Genomic DNA, 20,358 nt, shown 5'->3' on the forward strand with positions numbered 1-20,358 from the left:
CCACTGGAACGCTGTGCCCCGCCCGTCACATCAAACGCTTTCGCTCGCTGGAAGGCGCGATCCCGAGAGACTCGCGGTACTTGGCGACGGTTCGACGGGCGACCTGAATGCCTTGTGCCTCCAGTAAACCAGCGATCTTGCTGTCACTCAACGGCTTTTTCTGATTTTCCGCGGCAACCAGTTTTTTGATGATCGCGCGGATCGCCGTGGAGGAGCATTCGCCGCCTTCGGAGGTGCTTACATGGCTGGAGAAAAAGTATTTCAGCTCATAAATACCCCGTGGGGTATGCATGAATTTTTGCGTGGTCACCCGTGAAATCGTCGATTCGTGCATGCCGACCGCTTCAGCGATGTCGTGCAGTACCAGTGGCTTCATCGCCTCGTCGCCATATTCCAGGAAGCCGCGTTGGTGCTCGACAATCTGGGTGGCCACTTTCATCAGGGTTTCGTTGCGGCTTTGCAGGCTCTTGATGAACCAGCGTGCTTCCTGCAGCTGGTTGCGCATGAAGGTGTTGTCGGCGCTGGTATCGGCGCGGCGCACGAAGCCGGCGTATTGCGGGTTGACCCGCAGACGTGGCACCGACTCCTGGTTCAGTTCCACCAGCCAGCGCTCGTTGTCTTTGCGCACGATCACATCAGGCACGACATATTCGGCTTCGCTGGACTCGATCTGCGAGCCCGGGCGAGGGTTGAGGCTCTGAACCAGCTCGATAACCTGGCGCAGCTCGTCTTCCTTGAGCTTCATGCGACGCATCAGCTGGCTGTAGTCGCGGCTGCCGAGCAGGTCGATGTAGTCGCTGACCAGGCGCTTGGCTTCAGCGAGCCAGGGGGTCTTGGCCGGTAGCTGGCGCAGTTGCAGCAACAAGCACTCGCTGAGCGTACGGGCGCCAATGCCGGCGGGCTCGAATTGCTGGATACGGTGCAGGACGGCTTCGATCTCGTCCAGCTCGATATCCAGCTCCGGGTCGAAGGCTTCAAGAATTTCTTCGAGCGTTTCGTCCAGATAACCCTGGTTATTGATGCAGTCGATCAGGGTGACGGCGATCAAGCGATCGGTGTCGGACATCGGCGCCAGGTTCAGTTGCCACAGCAAGTGGCTCTGCAGGCTCTCGCCGACCGACGTACGGGTGGTGAAGTCCCATTCGTCGTCGTCATTGCTGGGCAGGCTGCTGGCGCTGGTCTGGTAGACGTCTTCCCATGCGGTGTCCACCGGAAGCTCGTTGGGAATGCGTTCGTTCCATTCGCCGTCCTCGAGGTTGTCCACCGTAGGGGCGGTTTCCTGATAGGACGGTTCCTGTACATCGGGATTGGGCTTTTGCTCGATATTGTCTGCCAAGGGGTCGGTATTGTCGAAGTCGTCGCCTTCTTCCTGGCGTTCGAGCATCGGATTGGACTCCAGGGCCTCCTGGATTTCCTGTTGCAGGTCCAGGGTCGACAATTGGAGCAGGCGGATGGCCTGTTGCAGCTGCGGTGTCATCGTCAGCTGCTGGCCCATTCTCAGGACTAGCGATGGTTTCATGGCAGGGGCTTAACACCTTATTCGCCGGCGCAATGCGCCATCCACGACAGGGCGCGTGAGCGCCAAACATAAGCAAATTATATGCCTGATATCGGGGCCTTTGCCTAGAGCGCGGTAACAATAAAAAAGCTGAGAAAAAAGCTGAGGTTTTTATTGACTCGCTCGCGCTCTCGCAAAGGGCCCGATATCACCGTGTTTACAGGCGGAACTCGTGACCCAGATAAACTTCCTTCACCAGTTCGTTGGCCAGGATCGTCGCTGAATCACCTTCGGCAATCAATTGCCCGTCGTTGACGATATAAGCGGTTTCGCATATATCGAGGGTCTCACGGACGTTGTGGTCGGTGATCAGCACACCAATGCCCTTGGCCTTGAGGTGATGGATGATCTGCTTGATATCGCCCACCGAAATCGGATCAACGCCAGCGAACGGTTCGTCCAGCAGAATGAATTTGGGGGCGGTTGCCAGGGCGCGGGCGATCTCCACGCGGCGACGCTCACCACCGGACAAGCTCATGCCGAGATTGTCGCGAATGTGGTTGATGTGGAATTCCTGCAACAGGCTTTCCAGTTCCTTGCGGCGGCCGTCGCGGTCGAGTTCCTTGCGGGTCTCGAGGATTGCCATGATGTTGTCGGCTACCGACAGTTTGCGGAAGATCGACGCCTCCTGCGGAAGATAGCCGATACCTGCGCGCGCACGGCCGTGCATCGGCTGATGGCTGACGTCCAGGTCGTCGATTAATACACGCCCCTGGTCCGCCTGGACCAGCCCGACGATCATGTAGAAGCACGTGGTCTTGCCGGCACCGTTGGGGCCAAGCAGGCCGACAATCTGGCCGCTGTCGATCGACAGGCTCACATCGCGTACCACCTGGCGGCTTTTATAGGCCTTGGCCAGATGCTGGGCTTTCAGGGTTGCCATTACTCGGCCTTCTTCTTCGGCTGGATGACCATGTCGATCCGTGGGCGAGGCGCGGTGACCTTGTTGCCATTGGCGCGACCCGCCTGGGCGACCTGGGTCTGGGTGTTGTAGACGATCTTCTCGCCTTCGGTGGAGTTACCGTCGGCACTCAGCACCTTGGCCTGGTCGATCAATACGATGCGATTTTGCTGGGCATGGTACTGGATAGTCTTGCCATAGCCTTTCATCGGCCCTGGGTCTTCTGCCTTTTGCTTCTGCTCGAAGTAAGCCAGGTTGCCCACCGAGGTCACGACGTCGATATCGCCAGCCTGGGTGCGAGTCAGTGTCACCGTATTACCGGTGATCTTCATCGAGCCCTGGGTGATGATCACGCCACCGGTGTAGGTCGCGACGCCTTGCTTGTCATCCAGCTGCGCATCGTCAGCCGAGATGTGGATCGGTTGCTGGCTATCGTTCGGCAGAGCCCAGGCGCTCACGCTTCCCAGTGCTGCGCCCAGACCGAGCAAAATAGGGAGGGTTTTAACGAGCCTCATACTGTCCTCTTACGTTCGATAGCAGGTGTATCCTGCTTTCTTTCAAATACGCTTTCATTCCCTTGCCGGTCGATACACCGCCAGCGCCGTCGATTCTAACGTCTTGCTCGGTCTGCGCATATTGCTGTTGTGGGAATACCGTCATGCGACTGCTGGTAATGATGGTGTCGCGGTTCTGCGCGTCTGTACGTGCGACGCGCACCGAGTCGATCAGTTCGATTTCGGTGCCGTCCGGATTGACCTCGCCACGCAGGCTGGTGACGTGCCACGGCAGTTCGGTGCCACGGTACATGTTCAAGTCCGGGTTGGTCAGCAGGCTGACTTCCGAGGCTTTCAAGCGCTCGACCTTGTCGGAGACCAACTCGTACTGCACCTTGCCATCGGGCAGGAACTGCACGGTATGGGTGTTGGTGGCGAAGTTGTCGATGACACTTTCATCAACCTGCACGACAGGCTTGTCGAGAAAGCGCTCCGGGCTGATATTCCAGTAGCCCACCGCGAGCAACAGCGCGGCGATGGCTCCGAATAGCAGGAAGTTGCGAATCTTTTTGCTCAGCATATAACGCTCTATAAGTAGGCGGCGTGGGCCGCTTCAAGACTGCCCTGGGCACGCAGGATCAACTCGCAGAACTCGCGGGCGGCACCTTCGCCACCGCGGGCGGCGGTAATGCCATGGGCGTGTTCACGCACAAACGCTGCGGCATTGGCGACGGCCATGCCCAGGCCTACCCGACGGATCACCGGCAGGTCAGGCAGATCGTCACCCAGATAGGCGACTTGTTCATAGCTTAGGTTGAGTTGGCCAAGAAGCTCGTCCAGCACCACCAGTTTATCCTCGCGGCCTTGATACAGGTGAGGAATCCCGAGGTTTTGTGCGCGACGTTCCACAACGGGGGTCTTTCGACCGCTGATAATCGCTGTTTGCACGCCTGCCGCCATCAACATCTTGATGCCCTGGCCGTCGAGCGTGTTGAACGTCTTGAATTCGCTGCCGTCTTCGAGAAAGTACAGGCGGCCATCGGTCAGCACGCCATCGACGTCGAATATCGCCAACTTGATGTTTTTACCGCGTTGCAACAGGTCGCTGGTCATTTACATCACTCCTGCACGCAACAAGTCGTGCATGTTCAGGGCGCCGATAGGGTGGTCGTGGTCATCGACCACCACCAGCGCGCCGATCTTGTGGTCTTCCATGATCTTCAGGGCTTCGGCTGCCAGCATCTCGGCGCGCGCGGTCTTGCCGTGGGGCGTCATCACAGCATCGATGGTTGCGGTATGGATGTCGATGGCCCGGTCCAGGGTGCGCCGCAGATCACCGTCGGTGAACACGCCGGCCAGTCGGCCGTCGGCTTCCAGAATTACGGTCATGCCCAGGCCCTTGCGGGTCATTTCCATCAGCGCGTCCTTGAGCAAGGTGCCGCGTTGCACGTGGGGCAGTTCATCGCCCGCATGCATGACGTTTTCCACTTTCAACAGCAAGCGGCGGCCCAGGGCGCCGCCGGGGTGCGAAAACGCGAAATCTTCAGCGGTGAACCCGCGAGCCTCAAGCAGCGCCACCGCCAGCGCGTCGCCCATGACCAGTGCCGCAGTCGTCGACGAGGTGGGCGCCAGGTTCAGCGGGCAGGCTTCATGGGCGACATGAACGTTCAAGTTCACTTCGGCGGCCTTGGCCAGTGTCGATTCCGGGTTGCCGGTGACGCTGATCATCTTGATGCCCAGGCGCTTGATCAGCGGCAGCAGGGTGACGATTTCGTTGGTGGTGCCGGAGTTGGACAATGCCAGAATCACGTCATCCTTGGTAATCATGCCCATATCACCATGGCTGGCTTCGGCCGGGTGCACGAAGAACGCTGTGGTTCCGGTGCTGGCCAGCGTAGCGGCGATCTTGTTGCCGACGTGGCCGGACTTACCCATGCCAACCACGACAACGCGGCCTTTGCTGGCCAGAATCATCTCGCAGGCGCGTACGAAATCTGCGTCGATATGCGCCAGCAAACCTTCTACGGCTTCCAGCTCGAGGCGGATGGTGCGTTGTGCGGATTGGATGAGGTCGCTGGATTGGCTCATGTCTGAAGTCGTATAGCCTGACGAAAAGTCGGCGATTATAGCGGTAATGATCGATTCGCTCACATAAGTTCGTCAGGCTTTATTCTGAGCGTCTCCAGGATTCGTCTGAATAACATCGCCGGCAACGTTTTTCGCTGTGCTGAATCTGAACAAGCGCTGTTCCGGCCTTGGGGGCTCTGCACCAGCAGTGATATAGTTCGCGGCCAGTTCGGTCCGCCCAACCCATGGCGTAACTATTGCACATCCATTGCAAACCAAATTCGCATACATGGTGTCTGAGTGAAAGGCTGCATCCCAAGGAGATTAGATGAGTGCCGATAACGCCTACGCGGTCGAGCTGAAGGGCCTTTCCTTCAAGCGCGGTACGCGCAGCATCTTCAATAACGTCGATATTCGCATTCCTCGCGGAAAAGTCACGGGCATCATGGGGCCTTCCGGTTGCGGCAAGACCACCTTGTTGCGCCTGATGGGCATGCAATTGCGCCCCAGTGCCGGTGAAGTGTGGGTCAACGGCCAGAACCTGCCGACGCTGTCGCGCAGCGATCTGTTCGATGCGCGCAAGCACATGGGCGTACTGTTCCAGAGCGGTGCGCTGTTTACCGACCTCGATGTTTTCGAAAACGTAGCGTTCCCGCTGCGGGTGCATACCCAGCTGTCCGATGAGATGATTCGTGACATTGTGTTGCTCAAGCTGCAGGCCGTAGGGCTTCGCGGGGCCATCGACCTGATGCCTGACGAATTGTCCGGTGGCATGAAGCGTCGTGTCGCCCTGGCGCGAGCCATCGCCCTCGACCCGCAGATCCTCATGTATGACGAGCCTTTCGTGGGCCAGGACCCTATCGCCATGGGCGTACTGGTGCGCCTGATCCGTCTGCTCAACGATGCCTTGGGCATCACCAGCATCGTGGTGTCTCACGACCTGGCCGAAACCGCGAGCATCGCTGACTACCTCTATGTAGTGGGTGATGGTCAGGTGCTGGGGCAGGGGACGCCAGAAGAGCTGATGAACGCCGATAACCCGCGCATTCGCCAATTCATGACCGGCGATCCTGATGGCCCGGTGCCTTTTCACTTTCCGGCAGCGGACTACCGCGCAGATCTTCTGGGGAAGCGCTGATGCGCAAGACATCTCTTATCGAAAAGGTTCGCCTTTTCGGTCGCTCGGGCATCGACATCGTCGAAGTCCTCGGGCGTTCGACTATTTTCCTGTTCCACGCCTTGCTCGGCCGCGGCGGCATCGGCGGCGGCTTTGGCTTGCTGCTCAAGCAACTGCATGCGGTCGGCGTGATGTCTCTGGTGATCATCGTGGTCTCCGGGATGTTCATCGGCATGGTGCTGGCGCTGCAAGGCTTCAACATTCTGTCCAGCTACGGTTCAGAGCAGGCGGTAGGGCAGATGGTTGCCCTGACGCTGTTGCGTGAACTGGGGCCGGTGGTCACCGCGTTGCTGTTCGCCGGGCGTGCAGGTTCTGCGTTGACCGCCGAAATCGGTAACATGAAGTCCACCGAACAGCTGTCCAGCCTGGAAATGATCGGTGTGGACCCGCTCAAGTACATTGTTGCCCCGCGCCTGTGGGCCGGCTTCATTTCCCTTCCGCTGCTGGCGATGATCTTCAGCGTGGTCGGGATCTGGGGCGGTTCGTGGGTGGCGGTGGACTGGTTGGGGGTCTATGACGGTTCCTACTGGGCCAACATGCAAAACAGCGTGACCTTCACGGGCGACGTGCTCAACGGCATCATAAAGAGCATCGTCTTCGCCTTTGTAGTGACCTGGATCGCCGTATTCCAAGGCTATGACTGTGAGCCCACTTCAGAAGGGATCAGTCGCGCCACCACCAAGACCGTTGTATACGCCTCGCTGGCGGTACTGGGCCTTGACTTCATTTTGACCGCCTTGATGTTTGGAGATTTCTGATGCAAAACCGCACTGTGGAGATCGGTGTCGGCCTTTTCTTGCTGGCTGGCATCCTGGCTTTACTGTTGCTGGCCCTGCGGGTCAGTGGCCTGTCGGCCAGCCCCACCGCCGACACCTATAAACTTTATGCGTACTTCGACAATATCGCCGGTTTGACGGTCAGAGCTAAAGTGACCATGGCCGGTGTGACCATCGGCAAGGTCACGGCAATCGATCTGGATCGCGATAGCTTCACCGGCCGAGTGACGATGCAGTTGGACAAGAAGGTAGATAATCTGCCGACTGACTCTACGGCATCCATCCTCACTGCTGGCCTGCTGGGCGAGAAGTACATCGGTGTCAGCGTAGGCGGGGAAACAGCCCTGCTCAAGGATGGCTCGACCATCCACGACACACAGTCGTCGTTGGTGCTTGAAGATCTGATCGGTAAATTCCTGCTCAACACGGTCAATAAAGACGCCAAATGAGGAATCTGTTCATGCTCTCTACCTTGCGACGTGGCCTTCTGGTTCTGCTTGCAGCGCTGCCGTTGATGGCCAACGCAGCCGGTTCTGCCCACGAACTGGTGCAGGACACCACCAACAAAATGTTGGCTGACCTGTCGGCCAACAAGGAAAAGTACAAACAAGACCCGAGCCAGTTCTACAACGCGCTCAATACCATTGTCGGTCCGGTGGTGGATGCCGAAGGCATCTCCAAAAGCATCATGACCGTCAAGTATTCGCGCAAGGCCACACCTGCGCAGATGCAGCGTTTCCAGGAAAACTTCAAGCGCGGCCTGTTCCAGTTCTACGGCAACGCCTTGCTTGAGTACAACAACCAGGGGATTACCGTCGCTCCGGCCGGTGATGAGTCGGGTGACCGCACCAGCGTCAACATGACCGTCAAAGGTACCAATGGTGCCGTGTACCCTGTGCAGTACACGCTGGCGAAGGTCGGCGGCGAGTGGAAACTGCGTAACGTGATCATCAACGGCATCAATATCGGCAAGCTGTTCCGTGACCAGTTCGCCGACGCGATGCAGCGCAATGGCAACGACCTGGACAAGACCATCAATGGTTGGGCCGGCGAAGTGGCCAAGGCCAAGGAAACTTCCGATAAGGAAGCCGGGAAACCAGCGCCATGACCGAGTCGGCTGTTCGTATCGGCGATGCCGGCGAGCTGTTCCTCAGCGGCGTGCTCGATTACCGCACCGGGCCTGACCTGCGCAAGCAGGGCCAGGCACTGATCAAGGCCAGCACTGCGCCCGCGCTGGTGCTGGATTGCTCGGCGGTAACCAAGTCCAGCAGCGTCGGTTTGTCGTTGCTGTTGTGCTTCATGCGCGATGCTGCTGCGGTAAAAAAGCCGGTCAGTCTCCGTGCGTTGCCTGAAGACATGCGCGAGATCGCCGAGGTTTCCGGCTTGACCGAGCTGTTGGCACACCCGTAATACACATTTATCAGAGAAGCCCTCCGTCAGAGTCCTGCTATGCGGGGTTCGCAGGCGCGGGGCTTTTTTTGTATGATGTGCGACCCGTGCGCACTGGGCGCCGATAGAGGTTGAGCATGCAGGCCCTAGAAGTTAAGAGCTTCCTTGAAGGAAAGCTGCCGGACACGGCTGTAGAAGTTGAAGGCGAAGGCTGCAATTTCCAGCTGAACGTGATCAGCGATGAACTGGCGGCATTGAGCCCGGTCAAGCGTCAGCAGCAGATCTATGCCCATTTGAACCCATGGATCACCGATGGCAGCATCCATGCGGTCACTATGAAATTTTTCAGCCGCGCGGCCTGGGCCGAGCGCACCTGAGCCCCCAAGGCGTCGAGATTCTTATGGATAAATTGATTATTACCGGCGGTGCCCGCCTCGATGGCGAGATCCGCATTTCCGGTGCGAAAAACTCCGCCTTGCCGATCCTCGCAGCGACCCTGCTGTGCGACGGCCCTGTCACGGTGGCCAACCTGCCGCACCTGCACGACATCACCACCATGATTGAGCTGTTCGGTCGCATGGGCATTGAGCCGGTGATCGACGAGAAGTTGTCTGTCGAAATCGACCCACGCACCATCAAGACCCTGATCGCCCCGTACGAGCTGGTGAAAACCATGCGTGCGTCGATCCTGGTGCTTGGCCCGATGGTCGCGCGTTTCGGTGAAGCCGAAGTGGCCCTGCCTGGCGGTTGCGCCATTGGTTCGCGTCCGGTCGACCTGCACATCCGTGGTCTCGAAGCCATGGGCGCGGTCATCGACGTCGAAGGCGGCTATATCAAGGCCAAAGCGCCGGAAGGCGGCTTGCGTGGCGCGAACTTCTTCTTCGATACCGTCAGCGTGACCGGTACCGAGAACATCATGATGGCCGCTGCCCTGGCCAATGGCCGCAGCGTCCTGCAAAACGCCGCGCGCGAGCCGGAAGTGGTCGACCTGGCCAACTTCCTCAACGCCATGGGCGCGAAGGTTTCCGGCGCTGGCACCGACACCATCACTATTGATGGTGTAGAGCGTCTGCACACCGCTACCTATAAAGTCATGCCTGACCGCATTGAGACCGGCACGTACCTGGTTGCCGCTGCCGTTACCGGTGGCCGCGTGAAGGTCAAGGACACCGATCCGACCATTCTCGAAGCCGTCCTGGAAAAACTCAAGGAAGCCGGCGCAGAAATCACCACCGGTGAAGACTGGATCGAGCTGAACATGCACGGCAAGCGGCCAAAAGCTGTCAACGTGCGTACAGCCCCGTACCCGGCATTCCCGACCGACATGCAGGCGCAGTTCATTTCCTTGAACGCGATTGCTGAAGGCACTGGTGCCGTGATCGAGACCATCTTCGAAAACCGTTTCATGCATGTGTACGAACTGCACCGCATGGGCGCCAAGATCCAGGTCGAGGGCAACACCGCCATCGTTACCGGCATCGACAAGCTCAAGGGCGCGCCAGTGATGGCAACTGACCTGCGTGCTTCGGCCAGCCTGGTGATCTCGGCACTCTGCGCCGAAGGCGATACGCTGATCGACCGCATCTACCACATAGACCGTGGCTACGAGTGCATCGAAGAAAAGCTGCAGATGCTCGGCGCTAAAATCCGCCGCGTTCCGGGCTGATGCCCGCTGTTCTGTAGGAGCGAGGGGGACGCCTAGTTCTTGCTCGCGAAAAACGTCAACGATAACGGGTTTATCCAGAATAAACGCGGTGCCCATGAGTTCTTCGCGAGCAAGCTCGCTCCTACACACACCGGTTTGTTTCAAATCGAGGCTGTAAGGGCCTCGATCTGTGTCTGGCGCCGTTTGCGACCGGACAGCAATAGCCTGATGAAGGACTGACATTTCCCATGTTGACCATCGCACTGTCCAAGGGCCGCATCCTTGACGACACGCTGCCGCTTCTGGCTGAAGCGGGCATCGTGCCGACCGAGAATCCGGACAAGAGCCGCAAGCTGATCATCCCCACGACCCAGGACGACGTTCGTCTGCTGATCGTGCGGGCTACCGACGTGCCGACCTACGTTGAACATGGCGCCGCCGACCTCGGTGTGGCCGGTAAGGACGTGCTGATGGAATACGGTGGCCAGGGTCTCTACGAGCCACTGGACCTGCGGATCGCGCTGTGCAAACTGATGACCGCCGGCCGTGTTGGCGATGTCGAGCCCAAGGGCCGCCTGCGGGTGGCGACCAAGTTCGTCAACGTCGCCAAACGCTACTACGCCGAACAAGGCCGTCAGGTCGATATCATCAAGCTTTACGGCTCGATGGAGCTGGCGCCGCTGATCGGCTTGGCCGACAAGATCATCGACGTGGTCGACACCGGCAACACCCTGCGCGCCAACGGTCTCGAGCCCCAGGATTTTATTGCCGACATCAGCTCCCGCCTGATCGTCAACAAAGCGTCGATGAAAATGCAACATGCCCGTATCCAGGCGTTGATCGACACCCTGCGCACGGCAGTGGAGTCGCGACACCGCGGTTGACTCACCCGCGTAGCCCAAAGGCTGCGCCCGTCTATCCGCCTCATAGCCAGAATTCTCAGGTGCCCAAGCGGAGCGAACGGTAGTTTAGGGCACCTGAGTTTTTGCCAATCTATTGAGGCCCTCGCTATGACCACGTCCACTGCAATTGCCCGACTCAACGCTGCCGACCCGGATTTCGCCGATCATCTGGATCATCTGCTGAGCTGGGAAAGCGTGTCCGATGACTCGGTCAACCAGCGGGTGCTCGAGATCATCAAAGCCGTGCGCGAGCGCGGCGATGCAGCACTGGTGGATTTCACCCGTCAGTTCGACGGCCTGGACGTCAAGTCCATGGCGGACCTGATTCTGCCTCGTGAACGCCTGGAACTGGCCCTGACGCGCATTACCGCGCCCCAGCGTGAAGCCCTGGAAGTGGCTGCGGCGCGGGTGCGCAGCTATCACGAAAAGCAGAAACAGGATTCCTGGAGCTACACCGAGGCCGACGGCACCGTACTGGGCCAGAAGGTCACGCCGCTGGACCGCGCGGGCCTGTACGTGCCGGGCGGCAAGGCCTCGTACCCGTCGTCGGTGCTGATGAACGCGATTCCGGCCAAAGTGGCAGGCGTGACCGAAGTGGTCATGGTGGTGCCGACCCCCCGTGGTGAAATCAACGAGCTGGTGCTGGCTGCCGCCTGCATTGCCGGCGTCGACCGCGTGTTCACCATCGGTGGCGCCCAAGCGGTTGCCGCGTTGGCCTATGGCACCGAAAGCGTACCAAAGGTCGACAAAGTAGTGGGGCCGGGCAATATCTACGTCGCCACCGCCAAGCGCCATGTGTTTGGCCAGGTCGGTATCGACATGATCGCCGGCCCCTCGGAAATCCTCGTGGTGTGTGACGGCCAGACCGATCCGGACTGGATCGCCATGGACCTGTTCTCCCAGGCCGAGCACGACGAAGACGCCCAGGCGATCCTGGTCAGCCCCGACGCCGCGTTCCTTGATCAGGTCGCCGCCAGCATCAACAAGCTGTTGCCGACCATGGAGCGCGCCGAGATCATCGAGAAATCGATCAATGGCCGTGGCGCACTGATTCTGGTCCGCGACATGGAGCAAGCCATCGAAGTGGCCAACCGTATCGCGCCGGAGCACCTTGAGCTGTCCGTAGCGGACCCACAGGCGTGGCTGCCGTCGATCCGTCACGCCGGCGCGATCTTCATGGGCCGCCACACCAGCGAAGCCCTGGGCGACTACTGCGCAGGTCCGAACCACGTATTGCCGACCTCCGGCACCGCGCGCTTTTCGTCGCCGCTGGGGGTGTATGACTTCCAGAAGCGTTCATCGATCATCTTCTGTTCGCCCCAGGGCGCGTCCGAATTGGGCAAGACCGCCTCGGTGCTGGCCCGTGGCGAATCGCTGAGCGCCCACGCGCGCAGCGCTGAATATCGCATCCTCAAGGGAGAGTAAGGCATGAGCAAATTCTGGAGCCCTTTCGTCAAGGACCTGGTGCCTTACGTGCCCGGCGAGCAGCCAAAGCTGACCAAGCTGATCAAGCTCAATACTAACGAAAACCCCTATGGCCCTTCGCCCAAGGCGTTAGAGGCCATGCGGGCCGAGTTGAACGACGACCTGCGTTTGTACTCGGACCCCAACAGTGACCGACTCAAGCAAGCGGTGGCGAAGTATTACGGCGTCGAGGCGAATAAGGTGTTCCTTGGTAATGGCTCCGACGAAGTCCTGGCGCATATCTTTCACGGCCTGTTCCAGCACGAGTTGCCGCTTTTGTTCCCGGATATCAGCTACAGCTTCTATCCGGTTTACTGCGGTCTTTATGGCATCAAGTCTGATCCTGTGCCGCTGGACGAACAGTTCCAGATCAACGTGGCGGATTACGCCAAGCCCAATGGTGGGATCATCTTCCCCAACCCGAACGCGCCAACCGGTTGCCTGCTGGCGCTGGACGCTGTGGAGCAAATTATCAAGGCCAACCCGGAATCAGTCGTGGTTGTGGACGAGGCTTATATCGACTTCGGTGGCGAAACTGCAATCACCCTGGTGGATCATTACCCGAACCTGCTGGTGACCCAGACATTGTCCAAGTCGCGCTCGCTGGCGGGCCTGCGGGTTGGCCTGGCGGTGGGACATCCGGACCTGATCGAAGCGTTGGAGCGGGTCAAGAACAGCTTCAACTCCTACCCGCTGGATCGCCTGGCGATTGTCGGCGCTGCCGTGGCGTTTGAGGACCGTGAATACTTTGAGAAGACCTGCGGGTGGGTGATAGACAGCCGTGAAAAACTCACCGGCCAGTTGCAGGCCAAGGGGTTTGAAGTGTTGCCTTCGGCGGCCAACTTCATCTTTGCGCGCCACCCACAGCATGATGCGGCGGGCCTGGCGGCCAAATTGCGTGAGCAAGGGGTGATCGTGCGGCATTTCAAGCAGGAGCGGATTGCCCAGTTCCTGCGGATCAGCATCGGGACGCCGGAGCAGAACCAGGCGCTGATCGATGGGCTTGGCGAGCTCTAAGCCACACTGAAGATCAAAATGTGGGAGGGGGCTTGCTCCCGATGGCGGTGTGTCAGTCAACAGATGTATTGACTGTTACACCCCTATCGGGAGCAAGCCCCCTCCCACATTAGTTAGAGCAACGGCTCATCCGGCTTTTTGTGCTTCCAACCATCATTGCCCGGCAACAGCAGGTTCAAACCAATCGCTACCACCGCGCACAAGGCGATGCCCTTGAGGCCGAAATCGTCCGGGCCGGTGCCGGTACCCACCAGAACACCGCCAATCCCGAACACCAGCGTCACCGACACAATCACCAGATTGCGCGCTTCACCCAGGTCAATCCTGTGGCGAATCAGCGTATTCATCCCCACCGCCGCAATCGAGCCGAACAGCAGGCACAGAATTCCGCCCATCACCGGCACCGGAATGCTCTGCAGCAGCGCGCCGAATTTGCCGATGAACGCCAGGCTGATGGCAAACACCGCGGCCCAGGTCATGATTTTCGGGTTGTAGTTCTTGGTCAGCATCACCGCGCCCGTCACTTCGGCGTAGGTGGTATTGGGCGGGCCGCCAAACAGGCCGGCGGCCGTGGTAGCAATCCCGTCACCCAGCAACGTGCGGTGCAGACCGGGCTTCTTCAGGTAGTCGCGACCGGTCACGCTGCCGACCGCTATCACGCCACCGATATGTTCGATCGCAGGGGCCAGGGCCACCGGGACGATAAACAGGATCGCCTGCCAGTTGAACTCCGGCGCGGTGAAGTGGGGCAGGGCGAACCACGGCGCGGCGGCGATCTTCGCCGTGTCGACCACGCCAAAGTAGAACGACATGGCAAACCCCACCAGCACGCCGGAGATGATCGGCACCAGGCGGAAGATGCCCTTGCCGAACACCGCCACGATCAAGGTGGTCAGCAGCGCGGGCATCGAGATCAGCATGGCCGTCTGGTAGTGGATCAGCTCGGCGCCGTCGCCGGACTTGCCCATCGCCATATTGGCGGCAATTGGCGCCATGGCCAGGCCGATGGAAATGATCACCGGGCCGATCACCACCGGCGGCAGCAGTCGGTCGATGAAACCGGTGCCTTTGACCTTCACGGCAAGGCCCAGGAAGGTATAGACGAAACCCGCCGCCATCACCCCGCCCATGGTCGCTGCCAGGCCGAATTGGCCCTTGGCGAGAATGATCGGGGTGATGAATGCAAAGCTCGAGGCCAGGAACACCGGCACCTGCCGCCCGGTCACCACCTGGAACAGCAACGTGCCTAAGCCTGCGGTGAACAGTGCGACGTTTGGATCAAGGCCTGTGATCAGCGGCATCAACACCAGCGCGCCAAATGCTACGAAGAGCATTTGTGCGCCAGACAGGATCTGGCGCCAAAGCGGGTCGTTGAATTCATCCTGCATGCTCACGCGTCCTTCTGCTTGGTGCCGAAGATCTTGTCACCGGCATCGCCCAGGCCTGGGATGATGTAGCCGTGTTCATTCAGGCGCTCGTCGATGGAGGCGGTGTAGATCTGTACGTCAGGGTGCGCTTTCTCGACGGCGGCAATGCCTTCGGGCGCGGCGACCAGCACCATGGCGCGGATGTCCTTGCAGCCGGCTTTTTTCAACAGGTCGATGGTGGCGACCATGGAACTGCCGGTGGCGAGCATCGGGTCGATGATCATGGCCAGGCGTTCGTTGATTTCCGGGACGAGTTTTTCCAGGTACGTGTGGGCCTGCAATGTTTCTTCGTTGCGGGCCACGCCGACGGCGCTGACCTTGGCGCCCGGGATCAGGCTGAGCACGCCTTCGAGCATGCCGATACCGGCGCGCAGGATCGGCACCACGGTAATTTTCTTACCGGCAATTTTCTCGACCTGTACGGGACCGGCCCAACCGGGGATCTCGTAGGTTTCCAAGGGTAAGTCCTTGGTGGCTTCGTAAGTGAGCAGCGCTCCAACTTCCTGAGCAAGCTCACGGAAATTCTTCGTGCTGATGTCGGCACGGCGCATAAGGCCGAGTTTGTGTCGGATCAGCGGGTGGCGGATCTCGCGAGTGGGCATGGGAAAGGCTCCGGCGGCGGGCAAAAAAACCGGCCTAGATTAATCTATCCGAGGGTGTTGTCCTATAGACATCTAGCACGTTAGTCCATTAAGGCTTGCTCGGAGCGCAGTAGAAGCGTAACTTCGCCCGCTTTTCTTGCCACAGCACCCCTTGGAGAGCGCCATGTCCGCTGATCTCGAGCATATCCGTCAAATCATGCACGAGGCTGACTGCCTGTACACCGAAGCGCAAGTCGAAGCAGCGATCGCCAAGGTCGGCGCGCACATCACCCGCGAAATGGCCGACACCAACCCGGTGGTCTTCTGCGTGATGAACGGTGGCCTGATCTTCGCCGGCAAATTGCTCACTCACCTGCAATTCCCGCTGGAAGCCTCTTATCTGCACGCTACCCGCTATCGCAACGAAACCAGCGGCGGTGATCTGTTCTGGAAGGCCAAGCCGGAAGTTTCGTTTATCGACCGTGACGTGCTGATCATCGATGACATCCTCGACGAAGGGCACACCCTGGGCGCGATCATCGACTTCTGCAAGCATGCCGGCGCGCGCAAAGTGCACACCGCCGTGCTGATCGACAAAGACCACGACCGCAAGGCGCGCCCTGAGCTCAAAGCCGATTTCGTCGGGCTGCCGTGCATCGACCGCTATATCTTCGGTTATGGCATGGACTACAAGGGCTACTGGCGCAACGCCAATGGCATCTACGCGGTTAAAGGAATGTAATCGATGGCCCGCTTTCTTGATCAGACGTTATTTGCAGAGTTGGCCGAGAAAGCGGGCGCCAGCCCCCGTGGCCGGCACCATCACAATTTCCACCAGATGGAAGAGCCGTGTCATCGCCTCGCCGTGGCCCTGCAGCCGAGTACCTATGTACCGCCGCATCGGCACTTGAGCGCGGACAAGGCGGAGACCTTGCTGGTGCTCCAGGGGCGACTGGGCCTGCTGATATTCAGCGACACCGGTGAGGTCATCACCAAGCGCGTGATGCAGGCAGGGGGCGAGTGCGCGGGCGTCGACCTGCCGCCGGGCGTGTTCCATGGCTTGGTCGTGCTGGAGCCTGATACGGTGATGTTCGAGTGCAAGGCCGGGCCCTATCGACCGGTGGGCGAGGGTGAGTTGGCCGATTGGGCGCCCCGCGAGGGCGATGCCGGTGTGGCTGACTACCAACGCTGGATGCTCGCCCAGTTCGACTGAGCTGCAGTGCTGCTGTAGCCAGAACACTGGCTCTTCAGCGCTTTCGAAGCCTGTGCACCACAGGTAGACTTCAACCCCCGTATCAATGTCTGCAGGCTGGAGTCGGTAATGCGTAAAGATAAAAAACAGGTGATCGGTGACGAGATCGGCGACGACCAGATCAAATTGTTCCTGGACTTCGAGCCGGTCGATGCGACGTCCCCGTCCCTGCACAAACTGATCAAGGCCTATCGCGGCCTGCGTATCGACGACTTCGAGCGCTTCCTGGGATTCTTCAAGGAAGCCGGTCTGGACCTGGATGGCAAGGATGAGCACGGCCAGACCTTTGTCGATCTGATCAAGGACCAGCGCAACGCCGCCGAGTACATCGAGCTGATCGACAAAGCCCGCGGCTGATTATCCGAGCCATAAAAAAACGCCCCGGCCTCATAAGAGTCCGGGGCGTTTCGCTTTTAACGGTAGGAGCGAGCTTGCTCGCGAAGAACCTGAAAGCGCCGCGTCAAACCAGATGCGCTGCGTTATCGTTATCGTTTTGCGCGAGCGAGCTCGCTCCTGCAGGATCCACCAGCTCCAGGCTGATGTTGTTCTGCGTATTGATCTTGCGATACAGCTCGGCATCCGTCTCCAGCACGTTCTCGCGCGCCGGGAAGATCTCGTGCAGCTTGGTCGCCCATTCGCCCTTGGCTTTCTCCGGGAAGCAGCGCTCGATCAGGTCAAGCATGATCGACACCGTCACCGAAGCGCCCGGCGAGGCACCCAGCAGCGCCGCCAGCGAACCATCCTTGGCCGCCACCAGCTCGGTGCCGAATTGCAGCACGCCGCCTTTCTTCGGGTCTTTCTTGATGATCTGTACCCGCTGGCCGGCCACTTCCAGACGCCAGTCTTCGGCTTTCGCCTCGGGGTAGAAACGGCGCAGGGATTCCAGGCGCTGCTCCATGGACTGGCGCACTTCGCTGACCAGGTACTTGGTCAGGTCCATGTTGTCGCGCGCCACGGCGAGCATCGGGCCGATGTTGCCGGCACGAATCGACATCGGCAGGTCCAGGAACGAGCCGTGCTTGAGGAATTTGGTGGTGAACCCGGCGTATGGCCCGAACAGCAGGGACTTCTTGCCATCCACCACGCGGGTATCCAGGTGCGGTACGGACATCGGTGGCGAGCCCACGGCGGCCTGGCTATAGACCTTGGCCTGATGCTGTCTGACCACTTCCGGATTGTCGCAGCGCAGCCACTGGCCGCTGACCGGGAAACCGCCAAAGCCTTTGCTTTCTTCGATGCCCGACGCCTGCAGCAGCGGCAACGCCGCACCGCCGGCGCCGAGGAAGACGAACTTGGCATCCACGTCGCGGCTGTTGCCGCTGTTGACGTCCTTGATGCTGACGGTCCAGCCGGCACCATTGCGCTTGAGGCCGGTGACGCGCTTGCAGTACTTGACCTGGGCGTCCGCCGAACTGGTCAGGTGGCTGAGCAGTTGGTTGGTCAGGGCGCCGAAGTTGACGTCAGTACCGTTCATCACGCGGGTCGCGGCGATTTTTTCGTCCAGCGGGCGGCCCGGCATCATCAGCGGCATCCACTCGGCCATCTCGCTGCGGTCTTCGGTGTAGTGCATGTCCGAAAACGCATGGTGCTGGCTGAGGGTTTCAAAACGCTTCTTGAGGAAGGCAACGCCGTTTTCGCCCTGCACGAAACTCAGGTGCGGGACCGGGCTGATAAAGGATTTGGACGAGCCAAAGGTGCCTTTTTTGGTCAGGTACGCCCAGAACTGTTTCGACACCTCGAACTGGGTGTTGATGTGCACGGCTTTCTTGATGTCGATGGAGCCATCGGCGGCCTGCGGCGTGTAGTTCAGCTCACACAGCCCGGCGTGGCCGGTACCGGCGTTGTTCCACGGGTTGGAACTCTCCGCGGCACCCGAATCCATCAGCTCAACGACTTCCAGCTTGAGGCCGGGGTCGAGCTCCTTGAGCAGTACGGCCAGGGTGGCACTCATGACGCCGGCCCCTACCAGAACTACGTCGACTGCTTCGTTATGCGCCATTTAACGCGTCTCCAAAATCTGCAGCACCAAATTGACGGCATGGCTGCCAGGAGTGACGGGGCGGTTCACGTGTTGCCCCAGGTTACCCATGGCCAGGATCGCCATGTCCGTTTCGCAATTCTTTGCAACTTCAGCGCACGCTTCCTGCCCGGCTAATCTGCCTATGAACGCATTCATGGGCGCCTGTGGCAATTCGACTTATGGTCAAAGCGCGCGATCCGTGCAACCAATCCGTAGCGGACAGGCTCAAGCTCCGGTTGTCGAGGAGTACTCGGTCCTGTGTTGGGCTGTTCCAGACGCTGATGGTGCTTGTACAAACGCCAAACTATTCATTTGCTCGCCACACTCTTGTGAAGTTGTGAAAACCCGTTTTTTCACGCTCTTTTGAAGACGTGAACCTCAAAAAAGGGCTGCCCAGCCTGGCACCTGGCCCGTGAAACGGGCAACAAACTCAAGTGGCCGAGCGCAATGGCAGCTCTGGCAGATTCGATAAAGACGGGTGGTTTGCAAAGGAAACAGCAAGCACGCCAGCTTCACTCGATCTGTGTGGGCGGCTCTCTGTGGGCAATTGGGAGGTTAATGCCGAGGCAATAACGATGCTGCGGGGCCCGATCAGGAGACGTCCTTATAATCGGGGGGAGATTGTAGCGAAGAACGCCGGGGAAATGGGCGTGTTTTATGACTTTTATTAGTGCGCTGGTCAGGAGGCCAACGCTTGTCGCGAAGATGCGCGTACAAACTCGGGGCTGACCCGTGCACTGGCCGGCAGCGGGCGGTGCATCCAGCCAAGGTGTGTCTCTGCAACTTCCACCCAGCCTTCACCGACGGGCGGCAAGCTGCATTGCTTGAACGCCAGGCAATGGCCGTGGGCGTCGAGCAGGGCGAAGTGGCGATGACGGGCGTGGGAGAAGAACAATGACTTGAGAAGGCGCATGACGATGTACCGGTTGCGTTACATGCTTGAAGGTTCTCAGTCTGCCATGACATTGGAATGACGATTTTATGTGAAATTGTAATTTGCCCATGCCTTCAGCTGCGGTTCAGGATTGCTGGTGAGTGACGCGCGAGCACCGTTATACTGGCGGCCTGTGTGCGCCTAGTCCTGGAGAAATGAGTATGTTGCAACGCCTGTTGTTCGGTTTGATCACTGTGACCAGTTTGGCTTTGGTTGGCTGCGCCAACAGCCCGCAACAACTCAGCCCGCAACCCAAAGTCACGGCGCAGTTGGCCCCGGTCGGTCACGGCCAGCCGGTGTCGGTGCGTGTGGTAGATGGCCGTCCGTCACCTACGCTGGGTTCGCGTGGCGGCCTGTACCCGGAGACCGCGCTGATTTCGGTGACCGGCGAGGACGTGCTGCCCAAGCTGCAGGCCCAGGCTGAAGCCGCTGTGCGCTTGTTGGGCTTTACCCCGACCAACACGCCGGGTGCGCCGCAACTGACCGTCACCCTGGCCGAACTGAAATACCAGTCGCCCAAGGAAGGCCTGTATGTGACCGAAGCGTCCATCGGCGCGACCTTCAAATCCGACGTCAGCGCCGGTACGCGTCGCTACAGCGGCCGCTACGCCGCATCCCTCAACCAGCGCTTCGGCATGTCGCCGAACCAGGAAACCAACACCAAGCTGGTCAGCGATGTGCTCAGCGATGCCTTGACCCGACTGTTCAAGGACCCAAGCATCGGCCAGTTGCTCAGTTCGCAATAAGCTGTTCA

The 20,358-nt window shown here is 59.6% G+C and carries 24 protein-coding genes; 14 read left to right on the top strand and 10 right to left on the bottom strand.

Going from position 1 to position 20,358, the window contains the following annotated elements; genetic code table 11:
• Positions 1-25 precede the first annotated feature (25 nt).
• The 6 genes from C4J90_RS04460 to C4J90_RS04485 all read right to left on the bottom strand — a co-directional run bounded on the left by C4J90_RS04460 (position 26) and on the right by C4J90_RS04485 (position 5,041).
• Positions 26-1,519, bottom strand: a complete 1,494-nt coding sequence (locus C4J90_RS04460; RefSeq protein WP_057724573.1) for an RNA polymerase factor sigma-54 — start codon at positions 1,517-1,519, stop codon at positions 26-28.
• Positions 1,520-1,715: 196 nt separating this feature from the next.
• Positions 1,716-2,441 (bottom strand): LPS export ABC transporter ATP-binding protein, encoded by a 726-nt coding sequence (lptB, locus tag C4J90_RS04465; RefSeq protein ID WP_003171806.1) that lies wholly within the window; start codon positions 2,439-2,441, stop codon positions 1,716-1,718.
• Entirely contained in the window at positions 2,441-2,974 is a 534-nt protein-coding gene (gene lptA / locus C4J90_RS04470; protein ID WP_043050759.1) for a lipopolysaccharide transport periplasmic protein LptA, read from the bottom strand. Before lptA ends, lptB begins: the two co-directional genes overlap by 1 nt.
• The gene (gene lptC / locus C4J90_RS04475; protein ID WP_124361315.1) at positions 2,961-3,533 is read right to left on the bottom strand and encodes an LPS export ABC transporter periplasmic protein LptC; all 573 of its coding nucleotides are present in this window, start codon (positions 3,531-3,533) and stop codon (positions 2,961-2,963) included. Before lptC ends, lptA begins: the two co-directional genes overlap by 14 nt.
• Before the next feature lie 8 nt (positions 3,534-3,541).
• A complete protein-coding gene (locus tag C4J90_RS04480; RefSeq protein WP_124361316.1) occupies positions 3,542-4,066 on the bottom strand; it encodes an HAD family hydrolase in 525 nt (174 codons plus the stop codon).
• Complete coding sequence (locus C4J90_RS04485; RefSeq protein ID WP_124419300.1) at positions 4,067-5,041, bottom strand: KpsF/GutQ family sugar-phosphate isomerase; 975 nt, start codon at positions 5,039-5,041, stop codon at positions 4,067-4,069.
• A 307-nt stretch (positions 5,042-5,348) separates the two neighbouring features.
• On the opposite strand from C4J90_RS04485, the gene C4J90_RS04490 reads away from it, so the two are divergent.
• From C4J90_RS04490 to hisC, 10 genes are all read left to right on the top strand, one after another.
• Complete coding sequence (locus C4J90_RS04490) at positions 5,349-6,158, top strand: ATP-binding cassette domain-containing protein (RefSeq protein ID WP_057724577.1); 810 nt, start codon at positions 5,349-5,351, stop codon at positions 6,156-6,158.
• Positions 6,158-6,955 carry a lipid asymmetry maintenance ABC transporter permease subunit MlaE gene (mlaE, locus tag C4J90_RS04495; protein ID WP_057021555.1) on the top strand — a complete coding sequence of 266 codons (798 nt, stop codon included), beginning with the start codon at positions 6,158-6,160 and terminating at the stop codon, positions 6,953-6,955. Before C4J90_RS04490 ends, mlaE begins: the two co-directional genes overlap by 1 nt.
• Positions 6,955-7,422 carry an outer membrane lipid asymmetry maintenance protein MlaD gene (gene mlaD / locus C4J90_RS04500; protein WP_003171814.1) on the top strand — a complete coding sequence of 156 codons (468 nt, stop codon included), beginning with the start codon at positions 6,955-6,957 and terminating at the stop codon, positions 7,420-7,422. The genes mlaE and mlaD overlap by 1 nt, the downstream gene beginning before the upstream one ends.
• Before the next feature lie 11 nt (positions 7,423-7,433).
• On the top strand, positions 7,434-8,081 hold the full coding sequence (locus tag C4J90_RS04505) for a phospholipid-binding protein MlaC (RefSeq protein WP_124361318.1): 648 nt from the start codon (positions 7,434-7,436) through the stop codon (positions 8,079-8,081).
• Entirely contained in the window at positions 8,078-8,383 is a 306-nt protein-coding gene (locus C4J90_RS04510; RefSeq protein WP_124361319.1) for a lipid asymmetry maintenance protein MlaB, read from the top strand. Before C4J90_RS04505 ends, C4J90_RS04510 begins: the two co-directional genes overlap by 4 nt.
• Before the next feature lie 116 nt (positions 8,384-8,499).
• Complete coding sequence (locus C4J90_RS04515; RefSeq protein WP_124361320.1) at positions 8,500-8,739, top strand: BolA family protein; 240 nt, start codon at positions 8,500-8,502, stop codon at positions 8,737-8,739.
• Between the two features lie 23 nt (positions 8,740-8,762).
• A complete protein-coding gene (gene murA / locus C4J90_RS04520) occupies positions 8,763-10,028 on the top strand; it encodes a UDP-N-acetylglucosamine 1-carboxyvinyltransferase (RefSeq protein WP_124361321.1) in 1,266 nt (421 codons plus the stop codon).
• Positions 10,029-10,255: 227 nt separating this feature from the next.
• Entirely contained in the window at positions 10,256-10,891 is a 636-nt protein-coding gene (hisG, locus tag C4J90_RS04530; RefSeq protein WP_003171824.1) for an ATP phosphoribosyltransferase, read from the top strand.
• Between the two features lie 126 nt (positions 10,892-11,017).
• Complete coding sequence (gene hisD / locus C4J90_RS04535; RefSeq protein ID WP_124403098.1) at positions 11,018-12,334, top strand: histidinol dehydrogenase; 1,317 nt, start codon at positions 11,018-11,020, stop codon at positions 12,332-12,334.
• Positions 12,335-12,337: 3 nt separating this feature from the next.
• Positions 12,338-13,390: a histidinol-phosphate transaminase gene (hisC, locus tag C4J90_RS04540; RefSeq protein ID WP_124419301.1), complete on the top strand. Its 1,053-nt coding sequence runs from the start codon at positions 12,338-12,340 to the stop codon at positions 13,388-13,390.
• A gap of 113 nt (positions 13,391-13,503) precedes the next feature.
• Here hisC and C4J90_RS04545 read toward each other — a convergent pair whose 3' ends face one another.
• Entirely contained in the window at positions 13,504-14,778 is a 1,275-nt protein-coding gene (locus tag C4J90_RS04545) for a uracil-xanthine permease family protein (protein ID WP_124361324.1), read from the bottom strand.
• 2 nt (positions 14,779-14,780) lie between these two features.
• Positions 14,781-15,419 carry a uracil phosphoribosyltransferase gene (upp, locus tag C4J90_RS04550; protein WP_017138223.1) on the bottom strand — a complete coding sequence of 213 codons (639 nt, stop codon included), beginning with the start codon at positions 15,417-15,419 and terminating at the stop codon, positions 14,781-14,783.
• 163 nt (positions 15,420-15,582) lie between these two features.
• Between upp and C4J90_RS04555 the strand changes: the two genes are divergently transcribed.
• From C4J90_RS04555 to C4J90_RS04565, 3 genes are all read left to right on the top strand, one after another.
• The gene (locus C4J90_RS04555) at positions 15,583-16,140 is read left to right on the top strand and encodes a hypoxanthine-guanine phosphoribosyltransferase (RefSeq protein WP_065885799.1); all 558 of its coding nucleotides are present in this window, start codon (positions 15,583-15,585) and stop codon (positions 16,138-16,140) included.
• 3 nt (positions 16,141-16,143) lie between these two features.
• On the top strand, positions 16,144-16,611 hold the full coding sequence (locus tag C4J90_RS04560) for a WbuC family cupin fold metalloprotein (protein ID WP_124365850.1): 468 nt from the start codon (positions 16,144-16,146) through the stop codon (positions 16,609-16,611).
• 108 nt (positions 16,612-16,719) lie between these two features.
• Positions 16,720-17,007: a PA4642 family protein gene (locus C4J90_RS04565; RefSeq protein WP_124361326.1), complete on the top strand. Its 288-nt coding sequence runs from the start codon at positions 16,720-16,722 to the stop codon at positions 17,005-17,007.
• 103 nt (positions 17,008-17,110) lie between these two features.
• Here C4J90_RS04565 and mqo read toward each other — a convergent pair whose 3' ends face one another.
• Entirely contained in the window at positions 17,111-18,649 is a 1,539-nt protein-coding gene (mqo, locus tag C4J90_RS04570) for a malate dehydrogenase (quinone) (protein ID WP_124419302.1), read from the bottom strand.
• A gap of 700 nt (positions 18,650-19,349) precedes the next feature.
• Positions 19,350-19,583, bottom strand: coding sequence for a hypothetical protein (locus C4J90_RS04575; RefSeq protein WP_124361328.1), 234 nt, complete (start codon positions 19,581-19,583; stop codon positions 19,350-19,352).
• 182 nt (positions 19,584-19,765) lie between these two features.
• Between C4J90_RS04575 and C4J90_RS04580 the strand changes: the two genes are divergently transcribed.
• Positions 19,766-20,350, top strand: a complete 585-nt coding sequence (locus C4J90_RS04580) for a YajG family lipoprotein (protein ID WP_124361329.1) — start codon at positions 19,766-19,768, stop codon at positions 20,348-20,350.
• Positions 20,351-20,358 lie beyond the last annotated feature (8 nt).

It is taken from the genome of Pseudomonas sp. R2-60-08W (genome assembly GCF_003852335.1).
Taxonomy (GTDB): domain Bacteria; phylum Pseudomonadota; class Gammaproteobacteria; order Pseudomonadales; family Pseudomonadaceae; genus Aquipseudomonas.

Bases quoted from the DNA above. Each gene is read 5' to 3' on its own strand.
- C4J90_RS04460 (WP_057724573.1), bottom strand. From the start codon at position 1,519: ATGAAACCATCGCTAGTCCTGAGAATGGGCCAGCAGCTGACGATGACA.
- lptB (WP_003171806.1), bottom strand. From the start codon at position 2,441: ATGGCAACCCTGAAAGCCCAGCATCTGGCCAAGGCCTATAAAAGCCGC.
- lptA (WP_043050759.1), bottom strand. From the start codon at position 2,974: ATGAGGCTCGTTAAAACCCTCCCTATTTTGCTCGGTCTGGGCGCAGCA.
- lptC (WP_124361315.1), bottom strand. From the start codon at position 3,533: ATGCTGAGCAAAAAGATTCGCAACTTCCTGCTATTCGGAGCCATCGCC.
- C4J90_RS04480 (WP_124361316.1), bottom strand. From the start codon at position 4,066: ATGACCAGCGACCTGTTGCAACGCGGTAAAAACATCAAGTTGGCGATA.
- C4J90_RS04485 (WP_124419300.1), bottom strand. From the start codon at position 5,041: ATGAGCCAATCCAGCGACCTCATCCAATCCGCACAACGCACCATCCGC.
- C4J90_RS04490 (WP_057724577.1), top strand. From the start codon at position 5,349: ATGAGTGCCGATAACGCCTACGCGGTCGAGCTGAAGGGCCTTTCCTTC.
- mlaE (WP_057021555.1), top strand. From the start codon at position 6,158: ATGCGCAAGACATCTCTTATCGAAAAGGTTCGCCTTTTCGGTCGCTCG.
- mlaD (WP_003171814.1), top strand. From the start codon at position 6,955: ATGCAAAACCGCACTGTGGAGATCGGTGTCGGCCTTTTCTTGCTGGCT.
- C4J90_RS04505 (WP_124361318.1), top strand. From the start codon at position 7,434: ATGCTCTCTACCTTGCGACGTGGCCTTCTGGTTCTGCTTGCAGCGCTG.
- C4J90_RS04510 (WP_124361319.1), top strand. From the start codon at position 8,078: ATGACCGAGTCGGCTGTTCGTATCGGCGATGCCGGCGAGCTGTTCCTC.
- C4J90_RS04515 (WP_124361320.1), top strand. From the start codon at position 8,500: ATGCAGGCCCTAGAAGTTAAGAGCTTCCTTGAAGGAAAGCTGCCGGAC.
- murA (WP_124361321.1), top strand. From the start codon at position 8,763: ATGGATAAATTGATTATTACCGGCGGTGCCCGCCTCGATGGCGAGATC.
- hisG (WP_003171824.1), top strand. From the start codon at position 10,256: ATGTTGACCATCGCACTGTCCAAGGGCCGCATCCTTGACGACACGCTG.
- hisD (WP_124403098.1), top strand. From the start codon at position 11,018: ATGACCACGTCCACTGCAATTGCCCGACTCAACGCTGCCGACCCGGAT.
- hisC (WP_124419301.1), top strand. From the start codon at position 12,338: ATGAGCAAATTCTGGAGCCCTTTCGTCAAGGACCTGGTGCCTTACGTG.
- C4J90_RS04545 (WP_124361324.1), bottom strand. From the start codon at position 14,778: ATGCAGGATGAATTCAACGACCCGCTTTGGCGCCAGATCCTGTCTGGC.
- upp (WP_017138223.1), bottom strand. From the start codon at position 15,419: ATGCCCACTCGCGAGATCCGCCACCCGCTGATCCGACACAAACTCGGC.
- C4J90_RS04555 (WP_065885799.1), top strand. From the start codon at position 15,583: ATGTCCGCTGATCTCGAGCATATCCGTCAAATCATGCACGAGGCTGAC.
- C4J90_RS04560 (WP_124365850.1), top strand. From the start codon at position 16,144: ATGGCCCGCTTTCTTGATCAGACGTTATTTGCAGAGTTGGCCGAGAAA.
- C4J90_RS04565 (WP_124361326.1), top strand. From the start codon at position 16,720: ATGCGTAAAGATAAAAAACAGGTGATCGGTGACGAGATCGGCGACGAC.
- mqo (WP_124419302.1), bottom strand. From the start codon at position 18,649: ATGGCGCATAACGAAGCAGTCGACGTAGTTCTGGTAGGGGCCGGCGTC.
- C4J90_RS04575 (WP_124361328.1), bottom strand. From the start codon at position 19,583: ATGCGCCTTCTCAAGTCATTGTTCTTCTCCCACGCCCGTCATCGCCAC.
- C4J90_RS04580 (WP_124361329.1), top strand. From the start codon at position 19,766: ATGTTGCAACGCCTGTTGTTCGGTTTGATCACTGTGACCAGTTTGGCT.